We start from the raw sequence: 13,790 nt of genomic DNA on the forward strand, positions 1-13,790 counted from the left end.
AAAAGCGCTGCAGGCCCAAGCCGGCGCTCCTAGCCTTTTCTCAAGCCGCGGGAACAGCGGCACGGGAGGAAAGCGATCTGGAGGAGATGCTGATGAACGTGCAGGTACTGGACGGGCAATTGCCCGGCAAATCCATCGAAATTGGCGAAGGCTTCACGCTGGAGCCCATGACCCCGGCCATCGGCGCGGTTGTGCGCGGGGTGGATATGGGCAAGGTGCCCTCCGGCAAGACGAAAGACGCGCTGCGCGCCGCGCTGCTCGACTGGAAGGTGTTGTTCTTCCGCGATCAGGATGTCTCGACCGAAGCCCATATCGAATTTGCCCGCGCCTTTGGCGAGCTCGAAGTGCATCCCTTCGCCCCCCATAAGGAAGGCTATCCGGAAATCCTCGCCATCACCCATGACAAGGACCGGCCGGGCAAGGAAAACAAATGGCATTCGGATGTGACCTGGCGCGAATGCCCCTCGCTCGGCTCCATCCTGCGCGCCATCGACGTGCCGCCGGTGGGCGGCGACACGCTCTTTTCGGACATGTATGCCGCTTACGATGGGCTGAGCGATGAGGTGAAAGAGAAGATCGAAGGCAAGACCGCCATCCACGATTTTGCGCATTTCCGCGTCATGATGAAAAAGCGCGGGGCGAGCGATGCGGAAATCGAGGAGATGAACAAGAAATACCCGATGGTTGAACATCCGGTGGTGCGCACGCATCCGGAAACGAAGCGCAAGGGCCTTTACGTCAATGTCGCTTTCACCCAGTACATCAAGGGCATGGAGCGGGCCGAGTCCGACGCGCTGCTGCAGCATCTTTATGCGCAAGCCGCCATTCCGGAATATCAGTGCCGCTTCCGCTGGGAGAAAAATTCTGTCGCCTTCTGGGACAACCGCGCCTGCCAGCATTACGCCGCGTCCGATTATTGGCCGGCCGTGCGCCGCATGGAGCGGGTGACGATTATCGGCGACAGGCCTTTTTAACCCGCGCGGCCCTAAAGGGCGGCGCATTAAACGGAAAAAGCGATGAAGAAGTTTATTTTCTGGGCGAGCGCCGCCATCGCGGCGCTTGTCCTGGGGGCGGGCAGCACGGCCTTGATCCTGAAATCGAACACGCTGACAGGCGGTGTGCGCTCAGGCAGCTGGGGCACGAACCTTGCCATCGGCTCGGAAGAGGCAGGGCTTTATACCCGCGCTATCGTGGCCGTTTACGGTCTCCTCGCGCTCAGCAAGGAAGAGACGATCTATTACACGGCGGGCACCGATGACAGCGGTGCGCCGCTTTCGGGCGATTGCACCTATAGGCTCGAGGGCAAAGACCTCGATGCGCGCTGGTGGAGCATCACCGCCTATGGGCCGGACAGCTTTTTGATGGATACCGGCGCCGATCATTATTCGGTGAGCCAGACAAGCATTGCAAAAGAGTCCGATGGCAGCTTTACCGTCCGTGTCTCCGCCAAACCTCAGGAAGGCAATTGGCTGCCGGTCAAGGCAGGCCAGAGCTTCGACGTAATGGCCCGTTTCTATAATCCCGGCCCTGCCATTTACGAGAGCCCGGAAACCGCGCCGCTTCCCGCCATCGTCAAGGAGACATGCGAATGAAACCCTGGATGAAATGGACCCTGACGGTTCTCATCGGCGCGGTGCTTGTGCATGTCGCCGTCACCTGGGCGCTGCCGCGCGTCATTATGGATGTTGCCATGACGCGGATCGGCGGGGAAGTGGGGACCAATCAGTTTTCTCATGCCGCGCGCGCTAGCCATGAGTTCAAGGCGGTGGTGCGGCCAAGCCCCGATCTCAACTATTCCATCTGCGTGCTCGATGTCGGAGGCGGCCCTGTGCGCATCGAAGCCCCGGTGAGTACGCCTTACACGTCGATTTCCGTTTTCGCGGCAAACACCGACAATGTCTTTGCAAAGAACGATAAAGACGCGGCGGCGGATGGCACGGTTTCCGTCATCGTGGCGCGTAAGGGAACGGAAATCGCAGATGCACGCGCGGATGTGGTTTATCTGCCGGGCGACAAGGGCCTTGCACTGGTACGCCGGGTCATCACCTCGGACGCGCAAAACGCTAAGCTTAATGCCATGCGGGAAAACTCGATCTGCGCGCCGCTTGGGAGCTGATCTCTCAGGCGGCGTCCTTGCCGGTGACGGCGAGCGCAAAGGCGTAGACGAGCGCGACTTCCTTCAGCCGCTCGAACCGGCCCGAGGCGCCGCCATGCCCTGCCTCCATATTGGTTTTAAGGAGCAGGGCATTGTCGTCGGTCTTGGCAGCGCGCAGTTTCGCCACCCATTTCGCCGGTTCCCAGTAAGTGACGCGCGGGTCCGTTAACCCGGCAATCACCAGCATATTGGGATAGGCTTGCGCTTTGACATTGTCGTAAGGTGAATAGGACGCCATGTACTTATAGGCTTCCTCATCCTCGATCGGGTTGCCCCATTCCAGCCATTCGGGCGGGGTGAGCGGCAGGCTCGCATCGAGCATGGTGTTCAGCACATCGACGAAGGGCACTTCGGCGATGATGCCTTTGAAAAGCTCGGGCGCTTCATTCGCCACCACCCCCATCAGCATGCCGCCGGCGCTCCCGCCATGGGCAACGATATTGCCGCGTGAGGTAAAGCCCTCCGCGGCGAGATAGGCCCCTGCCGCGGTGAAATCGGTGAAGGTGTTTTTCTTCGAGGCCGTCTTGCCTGCCTTATACCAGCGGTAGCCGCCTTCCTTGCCGCCCCTGATATGGGCGACCGCGTAAATCATGCCGCGATTGACGAGGCTGAGCACGCTCGCGGAAAAATATGGGTCCATGCTGATGCCGTAGGACCCGTAGCCATATAGATAAAGCGGAGCGCTGCCATTGAGCGGCGTCGATTTTTTGTAAAGAAGCGAGATCGGAATGCGCTCACCGTCTTCCGCCGTCGCAAAAAGCCTGCGGGTAACATAATCGCCCGGCGTATGGCCGCTCGGAATTTCCTGGCGCTTGCGCAAGCTGCGTGTACCCGTCTCGATATCGTAATCATAGACTTCCGCCGGCGTCGTCATGGAACTATAGGCAAAGCGCAAGGTGCGCGCGTCATATTCATAGCCGCCATGAAGATCGAGATCGTATGCCTCTTCATCGAGCTTAATCACATCTTCCGCGCCCGTTTCCAGCGTGCGGATGACGATGCGTTTCAGCCCGTCCCGCCGCTCGATACGCAAATGATAATCGCGGAAGAGAAGCTGGCCGAGAATATAGGTGCCCGCCTCATGGGGCACCACATCGCGCCAATGGGCGGCATTCGGCGCTTCGACCGGCGCTTCGACGATCTTGAAATCTTCCGCGCCATTATCGTTCGTGTGAATGAGAAAGCGTTCGCGCGGGGCATCATGTTCCACATCATATTCGATGGCCGCCCGGCGCGGCTCGACGCAGCGCGGCGCGCTCTCAGGCTTCTGCGCATCGATCAGCCAGACCTCCGAGGTCTGGTGGTCATGCGTGTTGATGAGAATGAAGGCGCTGTCCTGGGTTTCGGAAACGGAGACGAAGAAGCCGGGATCGGGCTCTTCATAGACAAGCGCATCTGCCGCAGGATCATCGCCGAGCCTGTGCCGGTAAACCCGGCAGGGGCGGTGATTGTCGTCGAGCTTGGTATAGAAAAGCGTCATGCCGTCCGGTGCCCAGACGGGATCGCCATTCGTGTCGGGAATGGTGTCGGCAAGTTCCTTGCCGGTGGCAAGATCGCGGATATGGAGCGTGAAAAACTCCGAACCTTTGCGGTCCACGGCCCAGGCGAGCTTGCTGTGATCGCGCGAATGGCTGATGCCGCCGAGCCGGAAATAGGCCTCGCCTTCCGCTTCCTTGTTGCCGTCGAGCAGGACTTGAACGTTCTCCTTGCCCCCCGCATCCGAGGAGCGGCATTCGAGCGGATGCTGCGCGCCCGTCTCGAACTTGCGGAAATAATACCAGGGCCCGTCTTTCGCCGGCACGGAGCTGTCATCTTCCTTGATGCGGGCGCGGATTTCGCTGAAGAGCGTCTCGCGCAAGTCTGAGAGCGGCTCGAGCGCGGCATCCGCATAAGCGTTTTCCGCTTCGAGATAGGCGCGGATTTCCGCGTCCAGCACGTCCGGATCGCGCATCACATCCTGCCAGTTCTCCGCCCTCAGCCAGGCATAAGGGTCACTGACCGTGATGCCGTGATGGGTGTGGCTGGCTTCTTTCAGCGCGGCGACGGGGGCTTTGGCGGGACGGGCGAGGGGCATGGGGAACTCCGGCAATGAGGACCAAGTTTACAATGAAAAAGCCCCCGGCGCGCAAGCGGGCCGGGGGCTTTTAAAGCGGGGCGCTCTTATTCGTAGAGCAGCGTGATCGTTTCGGCGATCAGGGCCGGGCGTTCCTGGCCTTCGATCTCCACGGTCACTTCATTGATGAACTGCGTCCCGCCGCCCTTGGGGTTGGCTTCTTTCAGCTTCACGCGGGCGCGGACCTTGGAATTGACCGGCACCATGTTGGTGAAGCGCACGGAGTTGGAGCCGTAATTGATGCCGCGCGTCACGCTTTTCACGGCGCTGATCTGGCTCATCAGGGCAGGCAGCAGCGAGAGCGTCAGATAGCCATGGGCGATGGTCGGCATGCCCAGTTCTTTCTTGGTGCGCTCGGGGTCGATGTGGATCCACTGATGGTCGCCCGTCGCATCGGCGAACAGGTTGATGCGGTCCTGGTCGATTTCCATCCACTCGCTGACGCCGATTTCATTGCCGGCCTCTTTTGCATAATCGGCCACGGTGTCGAAAACGCGCATAAATGCCTCCGTCTTTTCTGATTTTGCCGCTGTGATGACAGCTGGTTGCGTATGGCGCGGCGCGGGGCTCACCCGCCGCCGTCCGGGAATCTGGCCCCAAAGGTAGCGGTCCCGGCGCCGGATTTCCAACGCTTAATTAAAGGCGGAAAAGGCGGTGTTTGACGCCTTGCACGGCCCTCACATGGCCTCCTACATCGAAAGACGGATGCGCACGCGCCGGTCTTCCTTCGAATCCCAGGTCAGGCTCTCGGCAATCCAGCCCATCGGCTCGCCTTCGGGCTCGATGGCGATTTTCGAGGCAGGCCAGCCCAGTTTCTTGAAGGCGCGCGCCACGGCCTCGGAGCGCTTGCGGGCAAGCTCGGCATTATAAGCGGCATTGCCCTTCTTGCTGGCTTTGCCGAAAAGGCAGATCTGCTGCATATGCTGGCCCGTCGCCCGCTCATAAACCCGCTCGATCTTATCGAGATATTCCGGGGCGATGGCGGCGCTGTCGGTCTCGAAATAGATATATTCCTCCCGCTGCAGCTTGCCCGAGGCGCCGAACTTGTTGTTGCACTCCTTGCCGGAGGAATGCACTTCCTGCGCGCCCGCAGGGCCCGAGGCGCTCATGGCTGCGAGTCCCAATCCGAGCGATGCGGCGAAGAAAACCGTGGTGAGAATACGCATGGCGAGCCCCCTTTTGCGATGATGCAGTCAATTTAACCCCAATCAGCAAAATGCAAAACAGCTGAACCGGCGCTGAACGGCGGCCTGAAAAGAAAAGGCCCGGCGCTGGGCCGGGCCTTTGAAGAGAAGATCACACGATCTTCGAATCGTGATTGCCCCAATATTTGTCGCGGATGAGCCGCTTATAGAGCTTCCCCGTCGGGTGGCGCGGCAATTCCTTGTCGAAATCCACCGAGCGCGGGCATTTGATCTTGGAAAGCTCGCTCTGGCAGAAGGCGATGAGTTCCGCTTCAAGCTCGGGGCCTGCATCCGCCCAGTCCATGGGCTGGACGATGGCTTTCACCTCTTCGCCGAAATCGGTGTTCGGCACGCCGATCACCGCCACATCCGCGACCTTCGGATGGGTGATAAGCAGGTTTTCCGCTTCCTGCGGATAGATGTTCACCCCGCCGGAAATGATCATGAAGGCCTTGCGGTCTGTGAGGTAAAGATAGCCGTCCTCATCCAGCCGGCCGATATCGCCCAGCGTCGTCCAATGCTTGTGCTTGGGGTGGCGGCTGTCGCGGGTCTTCTTTTCATCGTTGTAATATTGGAATTGCGGCGCGTTGGGGTCATCGGCCTCGAAATAAATCGTGCCGGCCTCGCCCACGGGCACTTCATTGCCCTCATCGTCGCAAATATGCACCTTGCCGAGCAGCGCCTTGCCGACGGAGCCTTTGTGCTGCAGCCATTCTTCGGAATTGAGCGCGCAGAACCCGTTGCCTTCCGAGCCTGCATAATACTCGTTGATGACCGGGCCCCACCATTCGATCATCTGTTCCTTCACCGGCACCGGGCAGGGGGCGGCGGCGTGGATCGCGCATTTGAGCGAGGAGACGTCGTATTTCTTGCGCACTTCTTCGGGCAGCTTGAGCATGCGCACGAACATGGTCGGCACCCACTGGCTGTGTGTGATCTTGTATTTTTCGATCAGCTGCAGCGCCTGTTCCTCATCGAAATGTTCCATCACGATGCAGGTGCCGCCAAGGCGCTGCACCGTCATGTTGTAGCGCAGGGGCGCTGCGTGATAGAGCGGCGCGGGGGAAAGATAGACCGTGTCCCCGTCGAAGCCGTAAAGCGCCTGAGCCAGCATGACGAGGCCCGGCACTTCGTCGATGGGCCCGCCGGAAAGCGGAATGCGGATGCCTTTCGGCCGCCCCGTCGTGCCCGATGAATAGAGCATGTCCGTGCCCGCCGTTTCATCGGCAATCGGTGTTTTGGGCATGGCATCGCGTGCTTCTTCATAAGCGCTGTAACCGGCTTCCGCGCCGCCGATCATGTAGCGGTGTTTCGCCCCTTTGATGAGGTCTTTGGAGAGCAGATCTTTTGCCGTTGCCGCCAGCGCCTTCGAGGTGAAGAAGGCCTTAGCCCCGCAATCTTCCACAATGTAGTCGATCTCGCTCGGCGTCAGGCGCGAGGAAATGCAAGTGAAGTAAAGCCCGGCCCGCTGTGCGCCCCAGCAAAGCTCCAGATAGCGGGCATTGTTTTCCATGAAAATGGCGATGGCATCGCCCGTCTTCAGCCCCAGGCTGCGCAGCAGCTGGGCGACCTGGTTGGAGCGCTCGTCGAGCTCTTTATAGGTTACGGTTTCGCCCGTATTCGCCATGATATAGGCGGGCCGGTCGGGCGCATTGGCCGCATGATGAAACGGATGCATGTAGCGTCTCCCTGAATTCCCGGCCTTTTTAGCCGGTTCTTATCCGGCTCTTGCGGCCGGCTCTCTTTGACCGGGATCATAAACCAGTTGGAAAATTTGTGCACCGGTTTGCATGGCCGGAGGAGGCCGCCTGACGCAACGTCAAGGATAAAAGAAGGCGGAAATTCTATGCCGCCTCTTGTATGGTGCCCCCATCGATAGGGAGAAAAACATGACCTACAAGACCATCAAATACGAAGTGGCGGAGAATATCCTCACCATCACCCTCAACCGCCCGGACAAGCTGAACGCCTTTACCGGCGAAATGATGTTCGAGCTGATCGACGCCTTCGACAAGGCCGATGCGGACGATAATGTCGGCGCGGTCATCGTGACGGGCGAGGGCCGGGCTTTCTGCGCCGGCGCCGACCTTTCCGCCGGGGCCAAAACCTTCGACTATGAAAAGCGTGAGGACCGCCCGGACAAGGCGGGCGATCCGCGCCGTGACGACGGCTCCATCGATTATTCCCATGAAGCGGTGCGCGATGGCGGCGGGCGCGTTTCCTTGCGCATCTTCGAATGCCTGAAGCCCGTCATCGCCGCGGTCAACGGCCCGGCGGTCGGCGTGGGCGTTACCATGCAATTGCCGATGGATATTCGTCTTGCCTCGGAAGATGCAAAATTCGGCTTCGTCTTCAACCGGCGCGGCATCAACCCGGAAGCCTGTTCGAGCTGGTTCCTGCCGCGTCTCGTCGGCATCAGCCAGGCGCTGGAATGGACCTACACGGGCCGCGTTTTCCCGGCGCAGGAAGCCTTGGAAGGCGGCCTCGTCAAGAAAGTCTATAAAGCCGACGAGCTTCTGCCCGCCGCCCGTGCGCTTGCGCGGGAAATCATCGACAACACCGCGCCCGTCTCCAACGCCCTGACGCGCCAGATGATGTGGCGCATGCTCGGCGCGGATCATCCCATGGAAGCGCATAAGGTCGATAGCCGCGCCATCTATTCGCGCGGCGCCTCGGCGGATGCCAAAGAAGGCGTCATGTCGTTCCTGGAAAAACGCCCGGCGGAATATCCCTGCACGGTCTCCAAGGACATGCCGGACTTCTTCCCCTGGTGGGACGAGCGCAAATACAGCTAAGACGCCGGATCAGGAGGCGCCGCTCCCCATCTTGTGGGGCGGCGCTTCCAATCCCCAGAGCGGGGAAAAGAAGAACATCGTCAGCCACACCACCACCATGGCGGCGGAGGGCACGAGCACCGCGTTGAGCGGGCCGATGGCCTTGATGATATAGCCTGTGGCGAAAGAGCCGATCGGCCCGCCCCCCATCATCCCCAATTGAAAAATCGACAATACCCGGGCGCGGTGCGTGTCGCTGGCAAATTCCTGCACAATGGCGCGCGACTGTGTCATGGAAACACCGGCGGCAAGCCCCCAGCATGCGGCAAGCACATAAACGCTCCAGAAGGGCGGCTCGAAGTGAAAGCCGACCATCGCCGCCGAGCCGGTGCAAAGCGCCAGCATGATGGCGCGGCCTTGCTTTTTGATGGGCCGCAAGCGGCTTTGCACGGTGGAGGAAATACCGATACCGGAAAAGAAGACGACATAGACCCCGGCCAGCGCCGCCGATCCCCCGCCATAAACATCCGGAATGAGAATGGGGAAGAACACCATGAAAACGCCGATATAAAGCACACCGGAGGAAAACATCATGGTGATGACGGGGCGCAGCCGCTCCGACTGCCAGACGATGACGAGGCCTTCCTTGATGAGCTGCCATTGGGAGGGGCGCTTCTGATCTTCCTTCAGGGGGGCTGCGGGCGGCGGCGGGGCTTTGGGCAAGCGGCTGGTGGTAAAAGCGGCGGCGGCGAGCGCCAGCGCCTGGGTGAGCACGATAAAGAGCGGGCCTGCAAGCCCGGCAAGCCCGCTGAGGAGATTGCCCAGTACCTGCGACAGGAATTGCATGCTCATGGCCGAGGCAACGGCTTTTTGAATGGCGCCCGGCCGCTCCCGGTTGATGACGCGGGTAAGGAGCGAATCGCGCGCCGGCGTAACGAAAGCGCCGAGCGTCGAAAAGACGAGCAGATAGACGATCATCACCGGATAGGAGAGATAGCCCATATAAATCGCGGCGGCGAGCGTGAGCGGCACCACCATGCCCATGAGCTGCAGACGCATGAGATAGGAGCGCAGTTCCATGCGGTCCGCCGTCGCCCCGCCGAAAAGCCCGAGCAGCAGCATGGCGAGCATCGAACAGGCTTGGGCGATGCCCACATATTCCGGCCCCATGCCCAGCACTTCTTTGATGAGCCAGGGTGCCAGCACCATCTGAATGCCTGTGGCGAAGAAATAAGTGCCGAGCCCGCCCATATACCATTTGAGGTGAGCGGGAAGAGGCGGGTTTGCCGCAATGCTCATGAACGGCCCTCATTGTGAAGTTCGGGGCGGGGCGCGTGAAGGGACAGCAGCGCCGTGCGGGTGCAGAGCCAGGCAAGAATGCCCGCCATCACAAGCGCAGGCAAAAGCACGGCATTTGCAAGTCCGGTCAGGCCGATAAGCCCGCCCATGGCGAAAGAGCCGATGGGCCCGCCGCCCATCATGCCGAGCTGATAGATGGAAAGGACGCGCGCGCGGTGCGTCGGGCGCGCTTCGCTCTGCACGATGGTGCGGGTGATGGTCATGGTCGTGCCCGCGCCGATGCCCCAGAGAAAAGAGAGCGCGCAAAACATCCAAAAGGAAATAGGCAGCGAAAAGAGCGCGAGGATGATCGCCCCCGAGCCCACGGAAGCGACGAGCACCTTGCCGCGCGCTTCCACATGGCCGAAGCGCAGCAGTGTGACGGTGGCGAGGATCGTGCCGCCCCAGAAGGAAAGGTTTGCGGCGCTGAGCTGCGAGACGCCGCCGCCATAAATATCGCGCACCATGAGCGGCATCAGCACCATGAAGCTGCCCACATATAAAAGCCCGATGGCGGTGATGAGCACGATCACGGGGAAGATCGAGGGGGAATGCCAGACCTCGCGCAGCCCGTCCAGAATGTCGCTGCCGCGCGTGGCCCCGCTTGGCTCATGCAGCGAGGGCATGGGGCGGAGCTGAAAGACCGCCATGCCGCCTAGCACCATGACCAGCGCCTGCACATGCAGGAACAGCGAGACGGCGTTCAGGTCTTCCAGGCCGAAATACGCCGAAAGGAAGGGAATGAGCTGTACCGAAAGCATGCCGAGAAGCTGCCCGCTCAGCTGCACGCCCATGGCGATCGTGACGATGCGCTGAATGTCCTGCCCGCCGAGCCGGCTGAGGGAGGAATCGCGGGCCGGAATGGCAAAGGCCCCGAGCGTGCCCATGGTCAGCGCGTAAAGAATGAGAATTTCATAGGCGAGCAAGCCTTGAAGCAGCGCATAGCCGAGGCCGAGGGCCGGGAGCGCGGCGATGAGATGAACGCGGATGAGGATCGTCCGGCAGTCCGAGCGCTCCGCCGTCAGCCCGCCGACCAGCATGAGAAGCAGGGCGGGAATTTGCAGGCACATCTGCGCCAGGCCGACGAAGAAAGCCGGCTCATGCAACACATTGGCAACGAGATGGGGAAAGAGAACGAACTGCATGCCGAGGCTGATGAACCAGCTTGCCTGTCCGCCCATATACCAGCCGAGTTGCCCCTCGGTTCTTTGCATCTTTGCCTCCCGGCGCCCTGTTTTGCTGCCGGGGCTTTTGCCCGGCTTCTGCCGCCGCTGCCTCACGTGCTGTTTCAATGCGGCGCATTTTCTTAACACCGGCGGGCAGCGCCGCGGTGATTTTATCGTTTGAATGTCATTTTATCGCATTTTCCCGCCACTTCATGCGCGAATGTGAATTTTACATGACATTCGGGAATCTTAAGAATTGCGCAATGGCGGGGGCGAAAGATAGCCGCAACTAATTTGCATTTCCCGCGCGAGGCAAACCCCGCGCTGTGAGGCAAGGGATGCGGTCATGAGTGTGGAGTATGGCAGGGGCGGCGCTCTCAATCCTGTAGCGCGCGATCTCGCGGTGCCGGTTGCGCCGGTCGAGGTGACGGCGCCTTGTGCCGATATTTTCGACAGGCTCATGGAAGACCCCGCGCTCATGCATATTCCTGTGCTGCGCGGCGATGCGATTGCCGGGCTCGTCTCCCGCCAGCAATTCATGCTCACTTACGCCAGTCTTTACGGGCGCGATATTTTCGGGCGCAAGCCCATTACCGCGCTGATGGACGCCGCGCCCATCATCGTTGAAGGCGGCCTCGATTGTGAAGAGGTGAACCGCCGCCTCCTGCAGTTCGATTTGCAGTCTTCGGATGTGCAAGGCTTCATCGTGGTGGAAGAGGGGCGTTATCTCGGCGTCGCCGCCATTACCGGCCTTCTTGCCGTCATCGCCAATGTCATGACGCACCGCGCCGAAGAATTGGAACTGGCACGCCAGCGCGCGGAAGCGGCGAGTAAATCCAAAACCCAGTTTCTGGCGAGCATGTCCCATGAGCTCAGAACCCCGCTCAATGCGGTGATCGGCTTTGCCGATCTCATTTGCAAAGAAACGTTCGGGCCTGTCGCCCCGGTGAAATATCTGGAATATGTCGAGGACATTCACGCCAGCGGCTCGCATCTTCTGTCCATGATCAACGACATTCTCGACATGGCGAAGATCGAGTCCGGCCGCTTCGGCCTGCGCGAGGATGTTTTCGATCCGGTGGATACCGCCATCGACATCGTGCGTATGTTCATGCCGGAGATGAAAGAGCGCCAATTGCACTTCCGCGTCTGCGGCATTCCGGGCGAGGAAGTCCCTTATGTGCGCGCCGATGAGCGGCATATGCGCCAGATCCTGCTCAATCTTCTCTCCAACGCCGTGAAGTTCACACCCGCCGGCGGGCATATCGACCTGTGCACGCAGCGCCATGAGAACGGCGATCTCTCCCTCATCGTGCAAGACACGGGCGCGGGCATTCCCGCGCATATGGTGGAGCGCGTTTTCGAACCTTTCGAACAGGTGGAATGTTCCTTCACCCGTAAGACGCCAGGCACCGGCCTCGGCCTGCCGCTCGCCCGCGCCATGATGGAGGCTCATGACGGCACGCTGACGCTGACAAGCGAGGAGGGTAAAGGCACGCGTGTCGTGGCGCGCCTGCCCGCCGAACGGATCGTGCCGCGCAAACCGGCCTCCCCCGCGCTTCAAAACGGGAAGGGGGAGTGGCCGGGCGTTCTTAGCGCCTGAGAAGCCGCATCATCTCATCGTAGTGATAGATGTTGACGGCTCTGTCTCCGTCACCGCTCTCAGCGGCTTTCGCCATGGCGCGCGCCACCTCATCTGCCTTGATGGGTTTGTAAAGCCGCAAAGGTCCGAGAAGGAGCGGCGAGAGAAAGGGCGCGGCAAGCTGGCCCAGCCCTTCGCCGATCCGCTCTTCCTTGCGCGCGCCGATCAAAAGGCTGGGGCGGAAAATGCGCAGGTGCTCGAAGCGCAGATCGATGAGCTGTTTTTCCGTCTGCCCTTTGCAGTGCAAATAGAAATTGGAGGAATGTGCGTCCGCGCCGACTGAGGAGACAAGATTGAAAGCCCGCGCGCCGGCGCCCTCGCAGGCAGCGGCAAAGGCGTTGTTGAAATCGCAGTCCACCCGGCGGAAAGCCTCTTGGCTGCCCGCCGTCTTGATCGTCGTGCCGAGGGCGGAAAAGCCTTCCGCGATCAGTGTTTCAAGCTGCGCCACGGCTTCGCCGATGCGGTTGAAATCCGGCAGCTCGATGGCGCGCAGTTTCGGGTGCTCGAAGCCCGGCGCCTGGCGGGTGAAGGTGATCACCTGATCGAAGGCGGCCGAGGCAAGCAGCGCCTCGGTCAAGGCCCGGCCGATAAGCCCGGTGGCCCCGGCAATGGCGGCGATTTTCGGATGGTCGCTCATGCGTGTGGTTCCTTGCGCTTGAGCGGCAAGCCTAGCACGGATCGTCTTAGCAAGGATCAATGACGTTGAAGGCCTGCATCACAAGTTCGACGGCGGGTTTGTCGAGAAGGTCCGGATGCCAGTCGGCGGCGCGGGAAATTTTCTTTTCCAGGTCTTCCATATAGCCGACGCGGGGAACCTGCGCGCATTGCACATAGTCCTTCTCGTCGTGGGAGTGGACTTTCTGCGTTCCGCGCCCTTTCTGCAACGCATCGAGCGCGCCGAAATAGCCATTGATATATTGGCGGCAATAGCGCGCCTTGCCGGTCAGCGGCGCTTCCGGGCGGTGCAAGCGGTGCTCGACGGCAAGCTGGCAGGCTTCGGCAAGATCGCGCCCCGTTTCGATGCGGGCGCGTGCTTCCACAGGCACGGTCCCTATGAAGACGGCACCCAGAAGAAACAGCATGGAGAAAAGCCTGCGGAGCATCGCAACTCCTATCAGAAGCGGCGCCGTTACGTGTCTTCGCCGCCCGTCCAGCGCGCCCATAATTTACTGGCGCAGGTGGAGGTGTCGTATTGGCTCGTCACGAGACGCATGGCGCGCACCGCGCTTTCCGGCGTCTCGCCCGGCTCGCTGCCGAGCGCGGCCTGCACCTCGCCAAAGGTTTCATCCGCCATGTCCTGCGCCAGCGCGCGGCAAGGCTCCAGCGTACCGTAGCGGTAGAACATCAGCCCGGCGGCAAGTCCGGCCAGCGCAACCAGAACGATCAGCAAAAGACGCATATGTTTCTCCAGCCTGAGA

14 protein-coding genes are annotated in these 13,790 nt (G+C 60.8%); 5 read left to right on the forward strand and 9 right to left on the reverse strand.

The genetic code is table 11. The features are described from left to right. The first annotated feature begins 92 nt into the window (after window positions 1–92). The 3 genes from ACOQOT_RS04725 to ACOQOT_RS04735 are packed head-to-tail and all read left to right on the forward strand — an operon-like array spanning window position 93 to window position 2,116. Window positions 93–974, forward strand: coding sequence for a TauD/TfdA dioxygenase family protein (locus ACOQOT_RS04725; RefSeq protein ID WP_420561224.1), 882 nt, complete (start codon window positions 93–95; stop codon window positions 972–974). Between the two features lie 42 nt (window positions 975–1,016). Then, window positions 1,017–1,592 (forward strand): DUF1214 domain-containing protein, encoded by a 576-nt coding sequence (locus tag ACOQOT_RS04730; protein ID WP_420561225.1) that lies wholly within the window; start codon window positions 1,017–1,019, stop codon window positions 1,590–1,592. Beyond that, window positions 1,589–2,116 carry a DUF1254 domain-containing protein gene (locus ACOQOT_RS04735; protein ID WP_420561226.1) on the forward strand — a complete coding sequence of 176 codons (528 nt, stop codon included), beginning with the start codon at window positions 1,589–1,591 and terminating at the stop codon, window positions 2,114–2,116. Before ACOQOT_RS04730 ends, ACOQOT_RS04735 begins: the two co-directional genes overlap by 4 nt. A 4-nt stretch (window positions 2,117–2,120) precedes the next feature. Here ACOQOT_RS04735 and ACOQOT_RS04740 read toward each other — a convergent pair whose 3' ends face one another. From ACOQOT_RS04740 to ACOQOT_RS04755, 4 genes are all read right to left on the reverse strand, one after another. Continuing rightward, a complete protein-coding gene (locus ACOQOT_RS04740) occupies window positions 2,121–4,229 on the reverse strand; it encodes a S9 family peptidase (RefSeq protein ID WP_420561227.1) in 2,109 nt (702 codons plus the stop codon). An 86-nt stretch (window positions 4,230–4,315) separates the two neighbouring features. Next, a complete protein-coding gene (locus tag ACOQOT_RS04745; protein ID WP_420561228.1) occupies window positions 4,316–4,768 on the reverse strand; it encodes a MaoC family dehydratase in 453 nt (150 codons plus the stop codon). Window positions 4,769–4,957: 189 nt separating this feature from the next. Further along, entirely contained in the window at window positions 4,958–5,434 is a 477-nt protein-coding gene (locus tag ACOQOT_RS04750; protein ID WP_420561229.1) for an OmpA family protein, read from the reverse strand. Between the two features lie 130 nt (window positions 5,435–5,564). Further along, window positions 5,565–7,130 carry an acyl-CoA synthetase gene (locus ACOQOT_RS04755; protein ID WP_420561230.1) on the reverse strand — a complete coding sequence of 522 codons (1,566 nt, stop codon included), beginning with the start codon at window positions 7,128–7,130 and terminating at the stop codon, window positions 5,565–5,567. Window positions 7,131–7,341: 211 nt separating this feature from the next. Here ACOQOT_RS04755 and ACOQOT_RS04760 point away from each other — a divergent pair, with 211 nt between their 5' ends. Continuing rightward, on the forward strand, window positions 7,342–8,247 hold the full coding sequence (locus ACOQOT_RS04760) for a crotonase/enoyl-CoA hydratase family protein (RefSeq protein WP_420561231.1): 906 nt from the start codon (window positions 7,342–7,344) through the stop codon (window positions 8,245–8,247). 9 nt (window positions 8,248–8,256) lie between these two features. Here ACOQOT_RS04760 and ACOQOT_RS04765 read toward each other — a convergent pair whose 3' ends face one another. Next, window positions 8,257–9,525 (reverse strand): MFS transporter, encoded by a 1,269-nt coding sequence (locus tag ACOQOT_RS04765; RefSeq protein ID WP_420561232.1) that lies wholly within the window; start codon window positions 9,523–9,525, stop codon window positions 8,257–8,259. Beyond that, complete coding sequence (locus ACOQOT_RS04770; protein ID WP_420561233.1) at window positions 9,522–10,778, reverse strand: MFS transporter; 1,257 nt, start codon at window positions 10,776–10,778, stop codon at window positions 9,522–9,524. The genes ACOQOT_RS04765 and ACOQOT_RS04770 overlap by 4 nt, the downstream gene beginning before the upstream one ends. A 298-nt stretch (window positions 10,779–11,076) precedes the next feature. On the opposite strand from ACOQOT_RS04770, the gene ACOQOT_RS04775 reads away from it, so the two are divergent. After that, window positions 11,077–12,333, forward strand: a complete 1,257-nt coding sequence (locus tag ACOQOT_RS04775; RefSeq protein ID WP_420561234.1) for a sensor histidine kinase — start codon at window positions 11,077–11,079, stop codon at window positions 12,331–12,333. On the opposite strand, the gene ACOQOT_RS04780 is transcribed toward ACOQOT_RS04775, so the two are convergent. The 3 genes from ACOQOT_RS04780 to ACOQOT_RS04790 are packed head-to-tail and all read right to left on the reverse strand — an operon-like array spanning window position 12,323 to window position 13,771. Next, window positions 12,323–13,009: an NAD(P)H-binding protein gene (locus tag ACOQOT_RS04780; RefSeq protein ID WP_420561235.1), complete on the reverse strand. Its 687-nt coding sequence runs from the start codon at window positions 13,007–13,009 to the stop codon at window positions 12,323–12,325. The genes ACOQOT_RS04775 and ACOQOT_RS04780 overlap by 11 nt on opposite strands. Before the next feature lie 46 nt (window positions 13,010–13,055). After that, entirely contained in the window at window positions 13,056–13,475 is a 420-nt protein-coding gene (locus tag ACOQOT_RS04785) for a hypothetical protein (RefSeq protein ID WP_420561236.1), read from the reverse strand. A 26-nt stretch (window positions 13,476–13,501) separates the two neighbouring features. Beyond that, window positions 13,502–13,771 (reverse strand): hypothetical protein, encoded by a 270-nt coding sequence (locus ACOQOT_RS04790; protein ID WP_420561237.1) that lies wholly within the window; start codon window positions 13,769–13,771, stop codon window positions 13,502–13,504. Window positions 13,772–13,790 lie beyond the last annotated feature (19 nt).

Origin of the sequence: Tepidicaulis sp., assembly GCF_965222285.1 — a bacterium.
Lineage (GTDB): Bacteria > Pseudomonadota > Alphaproteobacteria > Parvibaculales > Parvibaculaceae > Tepidicaulis.

Excerpts from the sequence above, each read along its gene's own strand:
- ACOQOT_RS04775 (WP_420561234.1), top strand. The coding sequence starts at position 11,077 with ATGAGTGTGGAGTATGGCAGGGGCGGCGCTCTCAATCCTGTAGCGCGC.
- ACOQOT_RS04780 (WP_420561235.1), bottom strand. The coding sequence starts at position 13,009 with ATGAGCGACCATCCGAAAATCGCCGCCATTGCCGGGGCCACCGGGCTT.
- ACOQOT_RS04770 (WP_420561233.1), bottom strand. The coding sequence starts at position 10,778 with ATGCAAAGAACCGAGGGGCAACTCGGCTGGTATATGGGCGGACAGGCA.
- ACOQOT_RS04785 (WP_420561236.1), bottom strand. The coding sequence starts at position 13,475 with ATGCTCCGCAGGCTTTTCTCCATGCTGTTTCTTCTGGGTGCCGTCTTC.
- ACOQOT_RS04765 (WP_420561232.1), bottom strand. The coding sequence starts at position 9,525 with ATGAGCATTGCGGCAAACCCGCCTCTTCCCGCTCACCTCAAATGGTAT.
- ACOQOT_RS04790 (WP_420561237.1), bottom strand. The coding sequence starts at position 13,771 with ATGCGTCTTTTGCTGATCGTTCTGGTTGCGCTGGCCGGACTTGCCGCC.
- ACOQOT_RS04740 (WP_420561227.1), bottom strand. The coding sequence starts at position 4,229 with ATGCCCCTCGCCCGTCCCGCCAAAGCCCCCGTCGCCGCGCTGAAAGAA.
- ACOQOT_RS04760 (WP_420561231.1), top strand. The coding sequence starts at position 7,342 with ATGACCTACAAGACCATCAAATACGAAGTGGCGGAGAATATCCTCACC.
- ACOQOT_RS04735 (WP_420561226.1), top strand. The coding sequence starts at position 1,589 with ATGAAACCCTGGATGAAATGGACCCTGACGGTTCTCATCGGCGCGGTG.
- ACOQOT_RS04750 (WP_420561229.1), bottom strand. The coding sequence starts at position 5,434 with ATGCGTATTCTCACCACGGTTTTCTTCGCCGCATCGCTCGGATTGGGA.
- ACOQOT_RS04725 (WP_420561224.1), top strand. The coding sequence starts at position 93 with ATGAACGTGCAGGTACTGGACGGGCAATTGCCCGGCAAATCCATCGAA.
- ACOQOT_RS04755 (WP_420561230.1), bottom strand. The coding sequence starts at position 7,130 with ATGCATCCGTTTCATCATGCGGCCAATGCGCCCGACCGGCCCGCCTAT.
- ACOQOT_RS04730 (WP_420561225.1), top strand. The coding sequence starts at position 1,017 with ATGAAGAAGTTTATTTTCTGGGCGAGCGCCGCCATCGCGGCGCTTGTC.
- ACOQOT_RS04745 (WP_420561228.1), bottom strand. The coding sequence starts at position 4,768 with ATGCGCGTTTTCGACACCGTGGCCGATTATGCAAAAGAGGCCGGCAAT.